Annotated in this window: 19 protein-coding genes; 14 read left to right on the top strand and 5 right to left on the bottom strand. The window is 61.6% G+C overall.

The features are described 5' to 3' along the window. Position 1 precedes the first annotated feature (1 nt). Both HX821_RS09575 and HX821_RS09570 read left to right on the top strand, forming a co-directional pair. Positions 2 to 256, top strand: coding sequence for a colicin E3-like toxin immunity protein (locus HX821_RS09575; RefSeq protein ID WP_102368185.1), 255 nt, complete (start codon positions 2 to 4; stop codon positions 254 to 256). Positions 257 to 311: 55 nt separating this feature from the next. Then, positions 312 to 935 (top strand): DUF3916 domain-containing protein, encoded by a 624-nt coding sequence (locus tag HX821_RS09570; protein ID WP_177020400.1) that lies wholly within the window; start codon positions 312 to 314, stop codon positions 933 to 935. A gap of 37 nt (positions 936 to 972) precedes the next feature. Here HX821_RS09570 and HX821_RS09565 read toward each other — a convergent pair whose 3' ends face one another. After that, entirely contained in the window at positions 973 to 2346 is a 1374-nt protein-coding gene (locus HX821_RS09565; RefSeq protein ID WP_177035668.1) for an ATP-binding protein, read from the bottom strand. Beyond that, the gene (locus HX821_RS09560) at positions 2343 to 3005 is read right to left on the bottom strand and encodes a response regulator (RefSeq protein ID WP_177021394.1); all 663 of its coding nucleotides are present in this window, start codon (positions 3003 to 3005) and stop codon (positions 2343 to 2345) included. Before HX821_RS09560 ends, HX821_RS09565 begins: the two co-directional genes overlap by 4 nt. 147 nt (positions 3006 to 3152) lie before the next feature. On the opposite strand from HX821_RS09560, the gene HX821_RS09555 reads away from it, so the two are divergent. From HX821_RS09555 to phnX, 9 genes are all read left to right on the top strand, one after another. Continuing rightward, positions 3153 to 3419, top strand: a complete 267-nt coding sequence (locus tag HX821_RS09555; RefSeq protein ID WP_003210334.1) for a PepSY domain-containing protein — start codon at positions 3153 to 3155, stop codon at positions 3417 to 3419. Beyond that, on the top strand, positions 3419 to 3964 hold the full coding sequence (locus tag HX821_RS09550; protein ID WP_003210336.1) for a cytochrome b/b6 domain-containing protein: 546 nt from the start codon (positions 3419 to 3421) through the stop codon (positions 3962 to 3964). The genes HX821_RS09555 and HX821_RS09550 overlap by 1 nt, the downstream gene beginning before the upstream one ends. 23 nt (positions 3965 to 3987) lie before the next feature. After that, complete coding sequence (locus HX821_RS09545; RefSeq protein WP_256344220.1) at positions 3988 to 5256, top strand: exo-alpha-sialidase; 1269 nt, start codon at positions 3988 to 3990, stop codon at positions 5254 to 5256. Continuing rightward, entirely contained in the window at positions 5256 to 5855 is a 600-nt protein-coding gene (locus HX821_RS09540) for a hypothetical protein (protein WP_087695143.1), read from the top strand. Before HX821_RS09545 ends, HX821_RS09540 begins: the two co-directional genes overlap by 1 nt. Beyond that, on the top strand, positions 5855 to 7873 hold the full coding sequence (locus tag HX821_RS09535; RefSeq protein ID WP_177035667.1) for an LTA synthase family protein: 2019 nt from the start codon (positions 5855 to 5857) through the stop codon (positions 7871 to 7873). The genes HX821_RS09540 and HX821_RS09535 overlap by 1 nt, the downstream gene beginning before the upstream one ends. A gap of 126 nt (positions 7874 to 7999) precedes the next feature. Beyond that, positions 8000 to 9091, top strand: coding sequence for an iron-containing alcohol dehydrogenase PsrA (gene psrA, locus HX821_RS09530; protein ID WP_177035666.1), 1092 nt, complete (start codon positions 8000 to 8002; stop codon positions 9089 to 9091). Positions 9092 to 9184: 93 nt separating this feature from the next. Continuing rightward, positions 9185 to 10480, top strand: a complete 1296-nt coding sequence (locus HX821_RS09525) for an MFS transporter (protein ID WP_003210345.1) — start codon at positions 9185 to 9187, stop codon at positions 10478 to 10480. Positions 10481 to 10516: 36 nt separating this feature from the next. Next, positions 10517 to 11389 carry a LysR substrate-binding domain-containing protein gene (locus HX821_RS09520; protein WP_102368178.1) on the top strand — a complete coding sequence of 291 codons (873 nt, stop codon included), beginning with the start codon at positions 10517 to 10519 and terminating at the stop codon, positions 11387 to 11389. A gap of 88 nt (positions 11390 to 11477) precedes the next feature. Continuing rightward, entirely contained in the window at positions 11478 to 12305 is an 828-nt protein-coding gene (phnX, locus tag HX821_RS09515) for a phosphonoacetaldehyde hydrolase (protein WP_177035665.1), read from the top strand. A gap of 39 nt (positions 12306 to 12344) precedes the next feature. Here phnX and HX821_RS09510 read toward each other — a convergent pair whose 3' ends face one another. Continuing rightward, entirely contained in the window at positions 12345 to 13310 is a 966-nt protein-coding gene (locus HX821_RS09510; RefSeq protein WP_177035664.1) for an oxidoreductase, read from the bottom strand. 79 nt (positions 13311 to 13389) lie between these two features. Here HX821_RS09510 and HX821_RS09505 point away from each other — a divergent pair, with 79 nt between their 5' ends. Beyond that, complete coding sequence (locus HX821_RS09505) at positions 13390 to 14328, top strand: AraC family transcriptional regulator (RefSeq protein WP_256348962.1); 939 nt, start codon at positions 13390 to 13392, stop codon at positions 14326 to 14328. A gap of 1 nt (position 14329) precedes the next feature. Here HX821_RS09505 and HX821_RS09500 read toward each other — a convergent pair whose 3' ends face one another. Both HX821_RS09500 and HX821_RS09495 read right to left on the bottom strand, forming a co-directional pair. After that, complete coding sequence (locus HX821_RS09500; protein WP_003210355.1) at positions 14330 to 14713, bottom strand: cytochrome c family protein; 384 nt, start codon at positions 14711 to 14713, stop codon at positions 14330 to 14332. Between the two features lie 27 nt (positions 14714 to 14740). Next, positions 14741 to 15262: a GNAT family N-acetyltransferase gene (locus tag HX821_RS09495; RefSeq protein WP_177035663.1), complete on the bottom strand. Its 522-nt coding sequence runs from the start codon at positions 15260 to 15262 to the stop codon at positions 14741 to 14743. A gap of 124 nt (positions 15263 to 15386) precedes the next feature. Between HX821_RS09495 and HX821_RS09490 the strand changes: the two genes are divergently transcribed. Both HX821_RS09490 and HX821_RS09485 read left to right on the top strand, forming a co-directional pair. Then, positions 15387 to 16106, top strand: coding sequence for an SDR family oxidoreductase (locus tag HX821_RS09490; protein ID WP_008438472.1), 720 nt, complete (start codon positions 15387 to 15389; stop codon positions 16104 to 16106). Between the two features lie 142 nt (positions 16107 to 16248). Then, positions 16249 to 16626, top strand: a complete 378-nt coding sequence (locus tag HX821_RS09485) for a response regulator (protein ID WP_003210361.1) — start codon at positions 16249 to 16251, stop codon at positions 16624 to 16626. The last annotated feature ends 56 nt before the right edge of the window (positions 16627 to 16682 follow it).

Here is a 16682-nt window from a genome sequence, read left to right as displayed (position 1 = left end):
TATGGGACTGAAATTAAGACTGGAATGGTTCGATAAGTCGACAGAGCTTGGTTTAGGAATAGAGCGCTCCGCAGACTTGGGCGAGGACTATACCGTTGTCGACTCGCTCAGACTGTCCGTTGAAGACGACATTAACAACGGAATGTTCCAGCTGCGTGAAGAATGGCTATTAACTATACAGCCGCTCTTCAGTCACAAAATTATTTCGTCGGAAAGTGACTACTTTCTCGCTCTCGATTATAGAAAGTCCTGGTGATTAAGAATAAGCCCGGGCCTCACAAACAGAAGCAAACCAAGAGTATTCATACCCTATGCGTCGTCTTGCACTTTCAGACAAAAAACTCCGCAACATCCCCAGGCGCTTGCGCGCAATAAGCCGATGGGCAGATAGTTTCGAAGGCTGGTTTTTAGAAGACTTCCCAGTGAGGCGAGGATTTGAAAATTTCAAAATCCCCGTCATAGAAACGTTGGTCGAAGGCAAGCAAACAACCCCGGCGATCCAGGCACACTGCGCTCAGCAATTGATCAACGCGGCCGCGCACCTGATTCAAGCCCGGCCCGATGAAACACCTGAATGCTGGATCGTAGCAGCCATTCTGGTGCCCGACATGTTCTCAAGCGAAGTCTGCGTCTACATCGATAAAAGCCGCTACCTCGGCGCTATTCTGCCCTTCGACTACGACTACTTTCGTCAAACCCGAATAACGGGCAGAAGCCTTGCAAACGAATGGGGGTTGATCATCCCCCCAGGCCTACACGAGGTGGGTTTTCACTTCATCCACGAAGATGAGGACGGAGAACAGTTCGAGTCAGAGCATTGGTATTTCGGCGAGGTCAGTTCATCGGATGAAGACCCGGGCGGCGACCGCTGGAAGTACAAGACTTTCAAAGCATTTCAGGCAGAACATCCGCATTTATTCAGCACAGCACCGTAGCCTTGCAATGAAAGCCGTGGTTATAACGACGGCCTTTTCAAGCAGCCCCCTCGCTAAAACTCAACCGCGCACACAACCCACCCACCTCCCGGTTATACAACTCCAACCGCCCCCCAATCTTCCCCACGATCATCTGCACAATCGCCAACCCCAACCCGGCCCCATTTGCATTCCCGCGGCTATAAAACCGCTCGAACAACCGCCCAATCTCCCCCTCATCAATCCCCGGCCCCGCATCCTCCACACACAGCTGCACCCCTCCTGAATCCGTCCCCCGCACCATCACCCTCACCTCACTCCCCGCCGGCGAGAAATTCAGCGCATTGGTCACCAGGTTCTGCAGCGCAATCGCCAACGCCACGGGGTCCGTTTCAATCCAGCATTCCTCATCCCCTTCCAGCACCAACTCAACGCCTTTCTCCATCGCCAGGGGCGTCAGTTCCGCAAGTTCTTCGCGCACCAACTCCGTCAACGGCACACGCACTCGTACGGTGTTGTTCAACTGCGGCTCGATGCGCGCCATGGTCAGCAGTTGGCTGCCAATACGCGTCGCCCGGTCCACGCCATTCACCAGGAAGTCCAACGCCTCTCGCCGCTGCTCCTCGGTTTCCGCGCTCTGGGCGTTCTGCGCGTGAATGCGCAATATCGCCAACGGCGTGCGCAGTTCATGCGCCGCGTCCGCGATAAACCGACGCTCCCGCTCCAGCAGGTCATCCACCTGCACCAGCAGGCGGTTCAGCGCGGTTTGCATCGGTTCCAGGTCCGCCGGCAACGGTTCAAGTTGCAGCGGTCGCAACGTATTGCTGTCCCGCCCGCGAATGGCCTGGGCCATGGCGCGCAGGGGCTTGAGGCCCCAGCCGATGGTCAGCCAGATCAACAACGCCAGCAGCGGCACGCCAATCAGGATGGGCCAGAGGGTGTGGCGGATGATGCGCTGGATCACGTCCTGGCGAATGTCGTCGCGCTCGCCCACCCAGATCAGCAGGCCTTGTTGCATGTCGGCGAGCATGAACGCGCACCAGTCATTGCCGTTTTCCATCAGGTCGTGAGGCCCGAGGGTGGTGGGCGGTGCGTTGAGGATCGGCGCGTCGGTGGAGCGCACCAGCAGTTGGCCGTCGGCGCGCCATACCTGGAAGGTCAGGCGGGTTTCGTAGGGGTGCGCGGCGCCGTCTTCGCCGACACGGCTCATGGCTTGATCGAAAGCCTGGTAGAGGCGGTCCCAGTCGGCATCGCCGGGATCGCGCTGGCGCAGTACGCCTTGCAGCAAACGGGCGCTTTGGGCGAGTTGGGCGTCGTAGACTTCTTCGATTTCGTGGTGGCTGTCCCGCAGCACGAGCCAACTGATCAGGCCATCACCCAGCAGGATCAGCATCAGTACCGGAATGAGGATGCGCGCGCGGACCGAATTCATGGTTTGAGTTCCACCATGTAGCCCACGCCACGCACGGTGCGGATCAGTTCGGTGGAGAGTTTTTTGCGCAGGTTGTGGATAAGGACTTCGAGGGTGTTGCTTTCGACGCGGTCCTGCCAGCCGTACAGCGCGCGGGACAACCGCTCGCGGGTGACGACTTTGCCGGGGCGCACCATCAGTTGGTGCAGCAGTTGGTATTCCATCGGCGTGACCACAACGTCCTCGCCTTGATAACTGACCTGTTGGGTCACCGGGTCCAGGCTCACGCCCGCATGCTCCAGCAATGGTTGCGCGCGGCCCTGGCTGCGGCGCAACAGGGCGCGCACACGGGCCTTGAACTCTTCGACGTCGAAGGGTTTGACCAGGTAGTCGTCGGCGCCGGCGTCCAGGCCGGCGATGCGCTCGGCGGTGCCGTCGCGGGCGGTAAGGATCAGCACCGGCAGGTCGTATTGCTCGGCGCGCAGGGTTTGCAGGAGTGTGAGGCCGTCAAGGCGCGGCAGGCCGAGGTCGAGCAGCAGCAGGTCGAAGCTTTCGGTGCGCAACGCGTGCAAGGCGCTGACGCCATCCTGCAACCAGTCCAGGGTGTAGCCTTCGGCGCCCAGGGCCACGCGGATCCCTTGGCCAAGGGCACGATCATCTTCGACAAGGAGCAGGCGCATAACTGATTCTCTGGAGTAACCGGCGGCATGATGCCGTGTAACCGTCGAGGCTATTTCGGGAAAGATGTTACGGGCCGTTGCCAACTAAGCTTTCGCTAAGGTTGGTTTTGCACAGTGAAATCTCCCACATCTGCTGAGAGTGCTTCCATGCGCAAAATTCTCTTGCTGTCGCTGATTATCGCCAGCCCCATGGCCTTCGCCGGCCCGCAATGCACCACTGCCGAGCGCTCGCAATGGCAGGACCAGAAGGCCTTTCAGGAGCAACTCAAGGCCCAGGGCTACGAGATCAGCAAGTTCAAGGTTACTGACGGCAACTGCTACGAGATCTATGGCTTTGACAAGGACAAGCGCAAGGTCGAGATCTACCACGATCCAGTCACCGGCAAGGCCGTGAAGACAGAGATCAAGGGCTGATGCCAGCAACCTCCCTGCGCCTCTGGGACCCGGTGGTGAGGGTGTTTCACCTCTCCATCGCCGGCGTCTTTGTGGCCAATTACTTCTTCAACGAAGCAGGCGACGACTGGCACGTATGGCTGGGCTATTACGCCATGGCCTGGTTGCTGGTGCGGTTGGTGTGGGGATTTGTCGGTCCGCGCAGCGCGCGCTGGGCGGACTTCTGGCCAACGCCGGAACGGCTCATGGGCCATGTGCGTTCACTGCTCAACCGCCGGCCGCAGCACCGCCTGGGCCATTCGCCCATTGGCGCGCTGGTGATGATTCTGATGTTGCTGGCGCTGCTGGCTATCGGTGCCAGTGGCTTTTTGATGCAGGAAGTCGACGCCCTGTGGGGCGCCGATTGGCCGCTGCTGTTGCACGAAACTGCCGCCAATGTACTGGCCGGCCTGGTAGGCGTGCATGTGCTGGCGGCGTTGTTTGAAAGTATCCAGGTGCGGGACAACCTGCCGTTATCCATGCTCACCGGCCGCAGGAGGCGCCTGCCGGATGACCGTGCGCAGTAATCCTTTTTCCCGACAGGTTCTCTATGCGCCCGCTTTTAATGATCTGCAGTCTGCTGGTGGTGTTTTTCGCTGCCTGGCAAAGTCATCCGCCCCACGTATTGGCGCCGTTTGCCCAAGGCCCCAAGGACAGCTCGCCAACAGAGGCCGCCCCGCAATACAGCAGCCGCTTTGTCTCCTCGCAGCTCAATGACTTTGTGCATTCCTCCTCGGTCACCGCCCTGCCCGGCGGCGACCTGATGGCCGTGTGGTTTGCCGGTTCCCGCGAGGGCGCCGCCGATGTGCAGGTGCGCACCGCGCGCTTTGACGCGAAAAGTGCCGAGTGGGGCCCGGAGCACGTATTGGCCACCCGCGAAAGCACGCGCGACGGCACGCACCGCTACATCCGCAAGCTGGGCAACCCGGTGATCGCCCTGGCACCGGACAATCGCCTGTGGATGTTCTACGTTTCGGTGTCGGTAGGCGGCTGGGCCACCAGCGCGATCAACGTGATGGTCTCGGATGACCTCGGGACGAACTGGTCGGCCCCTCGGCAACTGATCACCTCGCCTTTCTTCAATATCAGCACGCTGGTGCGCGCCGCACCGGTATTCCACGCTGACGGTTCCATCGGCCTGCCGGTGTACCACGAGTTCATGGGCAAATTCGCCGAGTACCTGTACTTGAGCCCCGACGGTGCGGTGGTCGACAAATTCCGTATCAGCCGTGGGAAGAACTCGCTGCAGCCGACCATCGTCCCGCAGGACGGCCAACGCGCCATCGCCATGTTGCGTTACGCCGGCGAAACCCATCACCGAGTCCTCGCCAGTCGCACCGAAGACGCCGGCCAAACCTGGAGCGAGCCTTACCCATTGGAACCGTCCAATCCCAACTCCTCGCTGGCAGCCGTCAGCACTGAAGGCGACGGTTTGCTCGTGGCCCTCAACGACCTGCAGGACGGCCGCTTCAAGCTCAGCCTGTACGGCACCGATGCCAAGCTCAATCAGTGGCGCACCGTGGTGGAACTGGATCAATCCCCCGACCCCTTGGGCCAACCGTTCTCCCCCGAGGCCTACAAGGAAATCATCGGCGAAGGCTTCCGCGCCTCCAGCGGCACCCTGCGCCTGCCGCTGGAACAACGCTTCCTCAGCAACCTGGACTACCGGGTGTGCAAGCCCCGTGGCTGCGATTTCGAATACGAGTACCCGTACTTCAGCCGCAGCCCGGACGGCATGTACCACCTGGTGTACTCGTGGAATAACACCTTTATCAAACATGTCAGCTTCAACGAAGCCTGGCTGTCGGAGCGCCTGTGATGGTTTCTGTATGGCAAGCGCATTTGAGTTTTGTGCTGTTGGGTTTTGTGCTGCTCAGCCTGTTGCGCGTCACAACACCCTGGCGCCCCTGGCTGCTGCCGGTGTTGGTGGTGGTGAGTTTTATCCCGGTCAACGAACTGCCGTTGGCGGCGTATGTGCGCAGCTTCACCGATGACCTGGCCATCAGCACCCTGGTGTTGCTGGCGTGGGTCAGCCTGTGCCGGTTGGGTGTGGTGCAGCCGCTCCAGCGCCCGCTGAAGGTCCAGGTGCTGCTGCTGTTTGGCATCCTGAGCCTGGTGCTGTACCCGGCAACGATGGGCCTGACGTACTTTGACCCCTACCGCTGGGGTTTCAACCCTCGGCCGATGATCGTGCTGATAGGCGCGGCAGCACTGTTGATGCTCTGGCTGCGTAATACGCTGGCGGTGTGGATGCTCGCGGCGGGCACCCTGGCGTTCGCGCTGCGGCTCAAGGCCTCGGAAAACTACTGGGACTATCTGATCGACCCACTGCTGACGGGCTACTGCCTGGTGGCCGGGTTGTGGATGCTGGCGATGGCTGCCTGGCGCCCTCTTTTAAAATTGCACAGAGGTCAATGATGGGATGGTTGCACTCGCGCCGCCTGCGCTACGGCGTGGGCGCGATCGGTTTGGTATTTGCGTTGCTGGCGGCACTGCGGCTGGTGTTTGTATGGGGATTTTCCGGGGTCGGCCTGAGGGAGCCCGCACTGCTGGAAACCGTGGGCATCGGCCTGCGTTTCGACCTGCGCCTGGCGGTGCTGATCCTGTTGCCCCTGGCACTGCTCGCCTGGCTGCCACGCTGGAACCTGGTGACTGTCCCCGCCCTGCGCTGGCTGGCACGGGGTTATCTGCTGCTGGCGCTGGCCATCGTCGGGCTGGTGTACATCATCGACTTCGGCCACTACGCCTACCTCGGTGTGCGCATCAACGCCACGGTGCTGCGTTACCTGGAAGACGCGCAGATTTCACAACAGATGGTGTGGGAAACCTACCCGGTGCTGTGGATAACCTTGAGTTGGCTTGCCGCCGTCGGCCTATGGACCTACGCCCTGGTTCGCCTTGAACGCATCACCCTGGATGGCGAACGCAAACCCATTGGCAAGCTGGCCATCGCATCCGTGGCCACCGTCGGCGTGATCGCGGTATTGCTGGCCCTGCTCGGCCGCGTCGCCAACCTCAATATCGAAAATCCCGTGCCCCTGCGCTGGAGCGACGCGTTCTTTTCCGGCAACAACCAGATCGCCGCCGCGGGCCTCAACCCGGTGCTGTTTCTGTACGACACCCTCAAGGTCGGCCAGTCGCAATTCGATGAGGCGCGGGTGCGAGAGCATTACCCGCAAGTCGCGAATTATCTGGGGGTCAGCCAGCCCGACCCCGAGCAGTTGAACTTCGCCCGTGAACAAGCCGTGCAGCCTTATCGGCTCAAGGGCGAGCGCCCGCCGAACGTGATCTTCGTGATGCTCGAGTCCCTCGGCACCAGCGCCGTGGGCGCCTATGGCAACCCGCTGAACCCCACGCCGAACCTCGACAAGCTGGCGAAGGAAAGCTGGTTCTTCAAACACTTCTACGTGCCCGTCACCGGCACCGCCAAAACCGTGTGGGCGAGCATCACCGGCGTGCCCGACGTTACCCGCCAGGAGACGGCGACCCGCAACCCGCTGATCACCCGGCAACACACCTTGATCAATGCGTTCGAGGACTACCAGAAGCTCTACATGATCGGCGGCAATGCCGGCTGGGCGAATATCAACGCCTTGATCCGCCAGAGCATCGACGGCGTGAAGCTGTATGACGAAAGCCACTGGCGCTCGCCACGGGTGGACGTGTGGGGCGTTTCGGATCTGGACCTGTTCAAGGAAGGCGACGAACTGCTGCGGGCCATCCCCAAGGACCAACCGTTCTTCGCCTACCTGCAAACCTCCGGCAATCACCGCCCGTTCACCATCCCCAAGACCAACGATGGCTTCAAGGTGCATGACCTCACCGTGGAACAAGTCCAGGCCGCAGGCAGCCGCAGCGTCGAGCAGTACAACGCCGTGCGCCTGCTGGACTTCAACATCGGCCGCCTGATGGAAATCGCCAAGGCTGGCGGTTACTACGACAACACCATCTTCGTGTTTTTCGGCGACCACAACACCCGAATCAGCCAGATTCCGCACATGGCGCCGGCATTCGAGCAGCTTGGGCTGGAAAGCAACAACGTGCCGATGATGATCCACGCGCCCGGCCTGCAACCCCGGGTGATCGAAGAAGCCGTCGGCCTGGCGGACCTGCTGCCGACCGTGGCCGGCATGGCGGGCATACCGTTCCGCAATGGCGCGATGGGCCGGGATATCCAGCAACCTGCGCCGGAAGGCGAGCGCGTGGTGCCGCTGGTATTGCGCGAGGGCACGTTCCCGCTGATCGGCGGCGTGACCAAGGACTTCCTGCTGCAAATGGAGCACGACGGCAGCTCGCCGACCCTGCATGACCTGGCGTCGCAAACGCCGAGGGACAATGTGGCTCAGCAGTATCCCGAGGAGTTTGAGCGGTTGCAGGGGCTGACCCGTGGCCTGCATGAGAGTGCGCGATTGATGTTGTTCCGGAACGTGCGCTGAAGTCACCTGACGGTTGGGCTGTACTATCGGCCCAGCCAATCCATCCCCACAATCTATCGATTTGAGGTCCACCTCACCCTCCCCGACTATGGCGGCACTTCCAATAACAAAAACCAGGAACCCGCCATGACTGCCCGCTTCCACAACCCGGTAGACACCCGCTTCGGCTGGGGCTGCCTGCAAGAACTCGCCGCTCTTACCGAAGGCCAGACCGTCGCCCTCGTGACCTTTCCCGAAGCCCGCGGGCTCGGTTTGGTAGACCGCATCCAGGCCCTGCTGGGTGAGCGCCTGGTGTACGTCATTGAAGACGTACAGCCCAACCCTGACGTGGCCCAACTGCGCGACACCTACGAGCGTTTCTGGCTGCAGGCCGGTGACTGCCAGGTGGTGGTCGCCGTCGGCGGTGGCAGTGCAATTGATACGGCAAAGGCCCTGATCGTCGGGACCGAGTCCGGGGATTTCGACGAGCTGCTGGCGTTGCTGGCCACCGGTAAACCTTTCGCGCCGGCCCGCCACAAGCTGTTGATTGCCGCACCGACCACCGCCGGCACCGGCAGCGAAGTCACGCCATGGGCGACGATCTGGGACTCCGCCAGCCTCAAGAAGTATTCGCTGCACCTGGACTGCACCTGGCCGACAGTGGCGATCATCGACCCGCAGTTGATGCTGACGGTGCCGGCCGGGGTCACGGTGTCCACCGGGCTGGATGCCTTGTCCCATGCGCTGGAATCGATCTGGAACGTCAACGCCAACCCGGTCTCGGACACCTTCGCCATCTCCGCCATCGAAGACATCCTGGAATGCCTGCCGCGCTTGCGGCGTGACCTCGGCAACCAGGAATTGCGCTCGCGCATGGCCTTGGCGGCGCTGAAAGCCGGCCTGGCTTTTTCCAACACCAAGACCGCCCTCGCCCACTCCATCTCTTATGAGATGACTCTGCACCACGGCCTGCCCCATGGCATCGCCTGTTCCTTCACTTTGCCGCTGGTACTGGGCCTGGCATGGGGGCACGACGCCGCGCGGGACCGCACCCTGCAACGGGTATTCGGCACCGACCTGCAGCAGGCCCAGGCGCAGCTGCGCGACTTCCTCCACAGCCTGGACGTGAAGACCGAATTTGCCGACTACGGCGTGAATGCCACCGAGGCCGAGGCGATGATCCGCTTCGCCCTGCAAGGCGCACGCGGCAAGAATTTCATCGGCGCGCAAGCGGCCTAGACTCACCGTAATTCAGTCGTTTCCTGTTGCACCTATCAAGAGTGCCCCCCAGCGGCTGCGGTCGCCGGGGCGAATAACAATAAGGAAAACATCATGAATCGTGCACATGTGCTGCCTGTTCCTGCCGTCCGTACCTCATCGTTTCGCGTAGCCCAGTGGCGCATGCTGCTGGCGGCGATGTTTTGTTATCTGTTTTTCTACACCGGCCGCCAGACCTTCGGCTTTGCCATCCCCGGGATCCAGGCCGAGTTCGGCCTGACCAAGGAAACCCTCGGCTGGGCCTCCGCGGCGATGCTTTGGGCCTACGCGATTGGCCAGGCGATCAACGGCAACCTCGCCGACAAGTTCGGCGGCCGCCGCATCATGACCCTGGGCGCGGTGCTGTCCTGCGCGGCCAACTGGGTCACCAGTTTCGCCAGCGGCTTTGCCGGGCTGATCCTGCCGTGGGGCATCAACGGTTACTTCCAGGCCCTCGGCTGGGCACCCGGCAGCCGGCTGATTTCCAATTGGTGGAGCGCCGGCGAGCGCGGCAAGGTGTATGGCTTTTATGTGTTCGCGGCCGGGTGCGCCTCGGTCCTGTCGTACGTCACCTCCATCGTGGTGCTGGAAGTGTTCCAACTGGAATGGCGCTGGATCTTCCGCCTGCCGGTGCTGTTGATGTTGGCGGGCGGCATTATTTTCTACCTGGTGGCCCGCGAGCGGCCTCAAGACATGGGCTTCGAGCCCCTGGCCGATACTGGCGTGGCGAATGCCGAAGACAAGAATCATGAAGTGGCCCACGGCGAAGTCGAATCCTCGGCGCAGCGCTACAAGGCGGTGCTGAAAAATCCGCGGCTGATCATCGCCGCGATCTCCCTGGGTTTCCAGAACGCCGCCCGCTACGGCCTGATCGTCTGGGTGCCGGTGCACTTCCTCGGGGCCAACTGGAAAAGCGGCGACAGCATGATCGACCCCAAGTGGATCACCGTGGCCCTGCCGGTGGGCATGGCCATCGGCGCCCTGAGCAACGGCTGGGTCTCGGACAAGCTGTTCGGCTCCAAACGCTACCTGGCGATCATGCTCTACATGTTCCTCGGCGCCGCCACCAGCCTGTGGATGTGGAGTTTGCCGCCCCACAGCGCAATCGGCCTGGTAGCGTTGTTCCTCTGCGGGTTCTTCGTGTATGGCCCGGCGTCGAGTTTCTGGGCGCTGTGCCCGGACCTGGTCGGCGCCAAGCGTGCGGGTACGGCCACGGGCGTGATGAATTTCTCATCCTATCTGTTCGCCGGCCTGGCGGAACCGCTGATCGGCAGTATGCTCGACAGTACCGGCAATACCTCGCTGATCTTCATCGTCGTGACCTCGGCCTGCCTGTGCAGCGCAGCGGTGGCGTTGTTTATCCGACGTTGATGACCGGCCCGGCGGACCTCAGGAACAGGACTCGTTATGTACCAGTACCACAAGTGGCTGCGCTCGTTTCATGCGGTGGCGAAGACCGGCAGTTTCACCCTCGCCGCCGAATACCTGAGCGTCGGCCAGCCGACGGTCAGCGAGCAGGTCAACGGGCTGGAGAAGCAGTTCTCGGTGGAGCTGTTCCACCGTCGCGGGCGGTTTATCGAGATGAGTGCCGCCGGGCACACCCTTTACGGGATCACCCAGGGGCTGTTCGGCCAGGAGGATGAAGCCATGCAACTGTTGCAGAGTTTCAAGCAGCGCAAGACCGGACTGCTGCGCCTGGGCGCGGTGTCGCCGCCGATCGCGATGAACCTGACCTACGAGCTGATGCAGCGCCACCCGGACATCGAACTGGAAACCTCGTTTTCCCCGGAAAAGGAAACCCTGGACCGGCTCTTCAACTTCGATATCGACGTGGCGATCCTGGCCCTTTCGGAGTTCGACCAGCGCTTCGATACCCAGCTGTACCGGCGCTATCCGATTATTGCGGTGGTGCGCGATGACCACCCGTGGGCCCGGCAGAAAGAGGTGCACGTGGAACAGATCAGCCGCGAAAAGTGGGTGATGCGCGAGAAAAGCTCACGCACCCGGCAACTGGTGGAAGAAAGCTGCAAGCGCCAGGGCATCGCCGTGAACTGCGTGATGCAGCTGAACAGTCGCGAAGCCATTGTGCACGCGATCACCAAGGGCATCGGCATCGGCTTTGTGTCTGCCGTGGAATACGCCGAAACCCCGGGCACCACGCCGATCACCTTCGTCGACCATCCGTTTTTCATCGACTACCACTTGTGTTGCCTGGGCATCCGCCGCAACCGACCGATGATCGCCGAGCTATTCGAGGCCAGCCCGATCCCGGCCACCTGATCGTCTTGACCGTTTAAACCCTCACCAGGCGATTACCTCTTCTTTGAGAGAGGGACGGCCTGCTCACACCTGAAAATGGAGACTTGCCATGCACTACCAACAACCTTCCAAGCTGCAAGCCGTGGTCCTGGACTGGGCCGGCACCGTCGTCGACTTCGGTTCCTTCGCCCCCACGCAGATTTTTGTCGAGGCGTTCGGCGAGTTCGGCGTCGCCGTTTCCCTGGAGGAAGCCCGCGGCCCGATGGGCATGGGCAAGTGGGATCACATCCGCACCTTGTGCAACCTGCCACAGATTGCCGAGCGTTATCGGGCGGTATTTGATCGCTTGCCGACTGACGAGGATGTCACCGCACTGTATGAGCGCTTCATGCCGTTGCAGATCGAGAAAATTGCGCTGCATTCGGCGGTCATTCCCGGCGCCCTTGAGGCGATCAACACCCTGCGCGCGCAGGGCTTGAAGATTGGCTCCTGCTCCGGGTACCCGGCGGTGGTGATGGCCAAGGTGGTCGAGCTGGCGCGACAGAACGGCTACGTCGCCGACCATGTGGTGGCGACCGACGAAGTGCCCAACGGGCGCCCGCATCCGGCGCAGGCACTGGCCAACGTGATTGCCCTGGGGGTCAGCGATGTGGCCGCGTGCGTGAAGGTCGACGACACCTGGCCGGGGATCCTGGAAGGCCGTAGCGCCGGCATGTGGACGGTGGCGTTGACCTGTTCCGGCAACGCACTGGGTTTGACCTACGAGCAATACAAGGCGCTGCCTGCTGCTGAGCTGGCGCTGGAGCGTGCGCGCATTACACAGATGTTCGAGGGCTCGCGGCCGCATTACCTGATCGACACCATCGTCGAACTGCCGGCGGTGATCGACGATATCAATGCGCGTTTGGCGCGCGGAGAAACGCCGCAGGGTTCTTGATGGGCCGATGGGGTCAGTGAGCTGACCCCACACTGCGGCCTATCGCCCTGCGACAAGCTGCTCGCTAAGTATCCACAGCCGCTGCGCCAACCCGGTATCCACCGCCCACGGCCTGACACCCAACTGCTCTTCCGATTCCGCACTCACTGCCGCCGCCACATCACAGTTCTCGCAATAGACCCCGCCCATTCCCGCCAACTGCCCACTCACCGCGCACCACACACTGGTGGCCGCGCCTTGCTCCGGGGTTTTCATGTTCCGCTCAGGGTCGATCACCGGTTTCCCGTGCTCGTCGACATAGCCTGATGCCTGCAAGACTTCAGGCTTCATGTGCCGCACCAGATCGGTAATGATTCCACCGGGATGCACCGCAAAAGCCCTTACCCCACTCGCCGCACCGAGCGTATCCAGATGCACGGCGAACAGCGCATTGGCAGTCTTGGACTGACCGTAGGCCCTCCATGGATCGTAGGCCTGGCGCTCGAAATTCCAGTCGTCAAAGTCGACGGCGCCGTGCACATGCCCCCGTGAGGACAGCGTCACCACCCGTGCACCTTCGGCGCGCTGCAAGGCCGGCCACAAGCGCTGGGTAAGCAGGAAATGCCCGAGATGGTTGGTCGCGAACTGAGATTCGTAGCCCTGGGCATTGCGGCTCAGCGGCGGCGCCATGATGCCCGCGTTATTGATCAGCAGGTGCAGCGGGCAGCCTGTCGCCAGAAAGCGCTCGGCAAACTGTTCGATGGACTGGGCGTCCATCAAGTCCAGGGGTTCAAGTTGCAGCTGTGGGTAAGGTTTGAGGACGGCGCGTGCCTTGGCCAGGTCACGGGCCGGGACGATCACGCGGGCGCCCGCGGCAGTCAGGGTACGGGCGGTGACCAGGCCAATGCCGGAGTAGCCGCCCGTGACAATCGCCACCTTGCCCGAGAGATCGACGCCCCGGATGACTTCGGCGACGGTGGTTGCTGCTCCATAGCCGCTGTGGATCGGTTTTTGTACTGTGGGCATGACAGAGTCTCCATTGGACGTGTGGTTAACACGCTACCCCTCGAAAGCCGTACTCTGAATACTCGAACATCCCGTTTACATGCGTAAAAGTACGAATATGCCCAGCGACCCGTTTTCCGAGATTCTGACGTTCGTGAATGCCCAATCGGTGATGACCGGCGGCTTCAGCGCGGGCGGCGCCTGGGCCCTGCGTTTTCCCGCGCCGGACAAGATCAAGTTTTTCGGGGTGGTGAAGGGGCAGTGCTGGTTGTGGATGGATGGCGAACTGGCGCCGGTGTTGATTGAGGCGGGCGATGTGTTCCTGCTGTGTGCGCAACGCTCGTTTGTGCTTGCAGGCGATGTGTCGGTCGCGCCTTTGGAAGCGCGGCAATTATTCGCTGACGCCGGCCGCTTCCCGCAAATCGGTGACGGCCAGGGCTGTGTGCAAATCGGCGGCTACGTGCAACTGGACCCGGAGAGTGGCGGCCTGCTGGCCAACGCGCTGCCGCCCCTGATCCACGTGCGAGCCACGTCGCCGCAAGCGACAATCGTGCAATGGCTACTCGGCCAGTTGGCACATGAGGGGCAAGCCAATTTGCTCGGGGCAAGCTTGGCGTCGGCGCAACTGGCGCAGTTGATGTTTATCCAGATCCTGCGGGCCTATGTCGAGACCTCGGGCGTATTACCCGAAGGCTGGCTGCGCACGGTCAGCGACAAGCGCCTGGCCCCCGCGCTGCGCTTGATGCACAGCGAGCCGGGGCGTGCCTGGACACTGGAAGACCTGGCTACGGCGGCTGCGATGTCGCGCACCACCTTTTCGCACTACTTCAAGAGCGTTGCCGGGGTACCACCGTTGGCGTACCTGACCGAGTGGCGCATGCGCCTTGCGCAACGAGCGTTGCGCGAGGGGAATCTGTCAGTGGGCGTGTTAGCGCAGTCGTTGGGGTACGGTTCTGAAAGTGCGTTCAGCAACGCCTTCAAGCGAGTGACAGGAAAGGCCCCGAGGCATTATCGGGACGCGTGCCGTCAATCAATGTGAATTACTGCGCCTGGAACGTCGCAAGGTACGCCAGCAGGTTATCGATCTTCTCCTGGTCGCTGATCCCCCAGAAAATCATCCGAGTGCCGCTCACGACCTTTTTCGGTGCCTCGATGTAGGCGGCCAGCTTGTCCCGCGTCCAGACCACGCCTGAATTCTTCATCGCATCTGAATACTGGTAATCAGTGGTCGTGCCGGCCGGGCGGCCAATGATGCCGTTGAGCTGCGGCCCGAAACCGCCCCGGGCATTTTCGCCGACGCTATGGCAACCGCCGCAGGTTTTGCTGAATAACTTTCCACCGGCTTCGGCGTCTCCCGCCGCCGCTGCCGGCAGGCTGACGAGACCGGCAATCAGGGCGAGGCTGAATAATACGACGTACTTCATGGGTAACTTTCCATCCGTTGTGCCGGTTCAGCTGGGGACTTGCCATGACATGGCACAGCGACTGCCCGGCGCAAAACCGTGACGATACTCCTCACGCAGAGCCTCTGCCAAACGATGATCCGGCGCCAGCGAATGTGCTTGCTCAAATCCCAGCCGCTGATAAAACGGGCTGTTCCAGGGCACGTCGCAAAATGTGGTCAAGGTGACTGCCCGCAACCGGCGCGAGCGAGCCTCATTCATCACGACCTCAAGCAATTGCCGCCCTGCGCCACGGCCCTGCATGACCTGCGCCACCGACAGTTCATGGATGTGCAGGTCGTCATCAAGCATCTGTGCACTGAGAAAACCCTGGACCTGGCCAGCAGCATCCACCGCCACCCAACACGTACCCCACGCGATCAACTGCAGATGACGTTCAACACTCATGACCTCGGCATCGGCCAGCCAGCTCAAGGATTCGATCGCACGAAAGGACTGGGCCGCACTGCGCTCTATTGCAGGTAAACACACTGCGTCGGGTGCGGCGGCAAGTCGGATAACAGTGAGCATGAGGCAACCCGGGATCGTTGAAACACCTGAGATTAACATCTGGAAACAGCCACTCAATTGATATCACCCCACCACTCTGCTTGCATGCCCGCTCCTCTCGGCACAGCGGTTCAGGAGACAAGCGATGAAAACCATGGTGGTCGGTGCAAGCAAAGGATTGGGCAGGGCCTTGATGGAAGGGCTGGGCGGGGTTGGGGATACGCTGATCGGGGTGTCCCGCAGTCGCCCTGATCCCTTGACGTGCAGCACTGGCGCCGAGGTGCGCTGGGTGGAAGCAGACCTTGGCGTGCCTGGCCAAGCGGCGCACGTCATCGAGCAGGCGGTGGCGGCAGGCGGGCTGGACACACTGATCTATAACCTGGGCATCTGGGAGGCGCGGGCGTTTGATCCGGCGTACAGCTATCTCACCGACGAGGACACGCAACTGGAAGCCATCGTCAGTTGCAACATCACCGCACCGCTGTTGTTGATCAAGCGGCTGCTGCCGGTGTTATTGAAGAGCCCACAGCCGCGCATCATCCTCACAGGCTCGACCTCGGGACTGCCCCAGAGCGGCCGGCCCGAAGTGGCGTTCGGCGCCTCGAAATTCGCCTTGCGCGGCATCGCCGATGCGCTGCGTGAAGGCTATCGCCAGCAGCGCCTGGGCGTCACTTGCCTGAACCTGGGCTATCTGAATACCGAAGATTCCTTGAGCACCTCACGCACCCAGGCCGAACAGCGCGGTGAGGGCCAATTGATTCCGGTGCATGACGTGGTGCAGGTGGTGCGTATGGTCTTGAGCCTGTCCGGCGCCAGTTTCGTCAAGGAGCTGACGTTGCCGGCGCTGCTGGATGAACGCTTCTAGCAGGTTTCGCCAGTGGAGCGCCCTGCCCTGACGCAATTCAAAGACAACCAAATGACCACCCATCGCAAAAAAAACATCCAATCGAACCTAATCGACGGCGCCCCACTCCACCTTACTTAACCCGGATGGTGGAGTAAGGATCATGGCTCAGCCATCGATATTGGTGCTGGAAGACGACGAAATCATTCGCTCGTTGATGGTAGATGTACTGGAGGATTTCGGCGCGGTGGTGACCTCGTTCCCGTCCGCAGACGAAGGAATGATTTTTCTTGAACGAGCCAGTGATCCGGTAGACTTGATTGTCAGCGATATCCAGATGCCCGGCCTGCTCAATGGCTACGACTTGAGCAAAGTAGTCGCCCATCGCTGGCCGACGCTGCCGGTGGTGCTGACCTCGGGCAACACCGCAATGGCCTCGCAGTTGGGCAGCACCGTGCGGTTCCTGCCCAAGCCGTGGACCACCAAGCGCCTGATCGACTGCGTGCAGTCGGCCCTGGTGCAGGGTTCGCCCATGCACTGATAGCATCGCGATATCAGCCAAGGCGAACTTCACGGCGACTCCTGCGGTCAGTTATT

Source organism: Pseudomonas sp. B6001 (genome assembly GCF_013386015.1).
Lineage (GTDB): Bacteria > Pseudomonadota > Gammaproteobacteria > Pseudomonadales > Pseudomonadaceae > Aquipseudomonas.
This window is presented reverse-complemented; position numbering and strand designations above follow the sequence as displayed.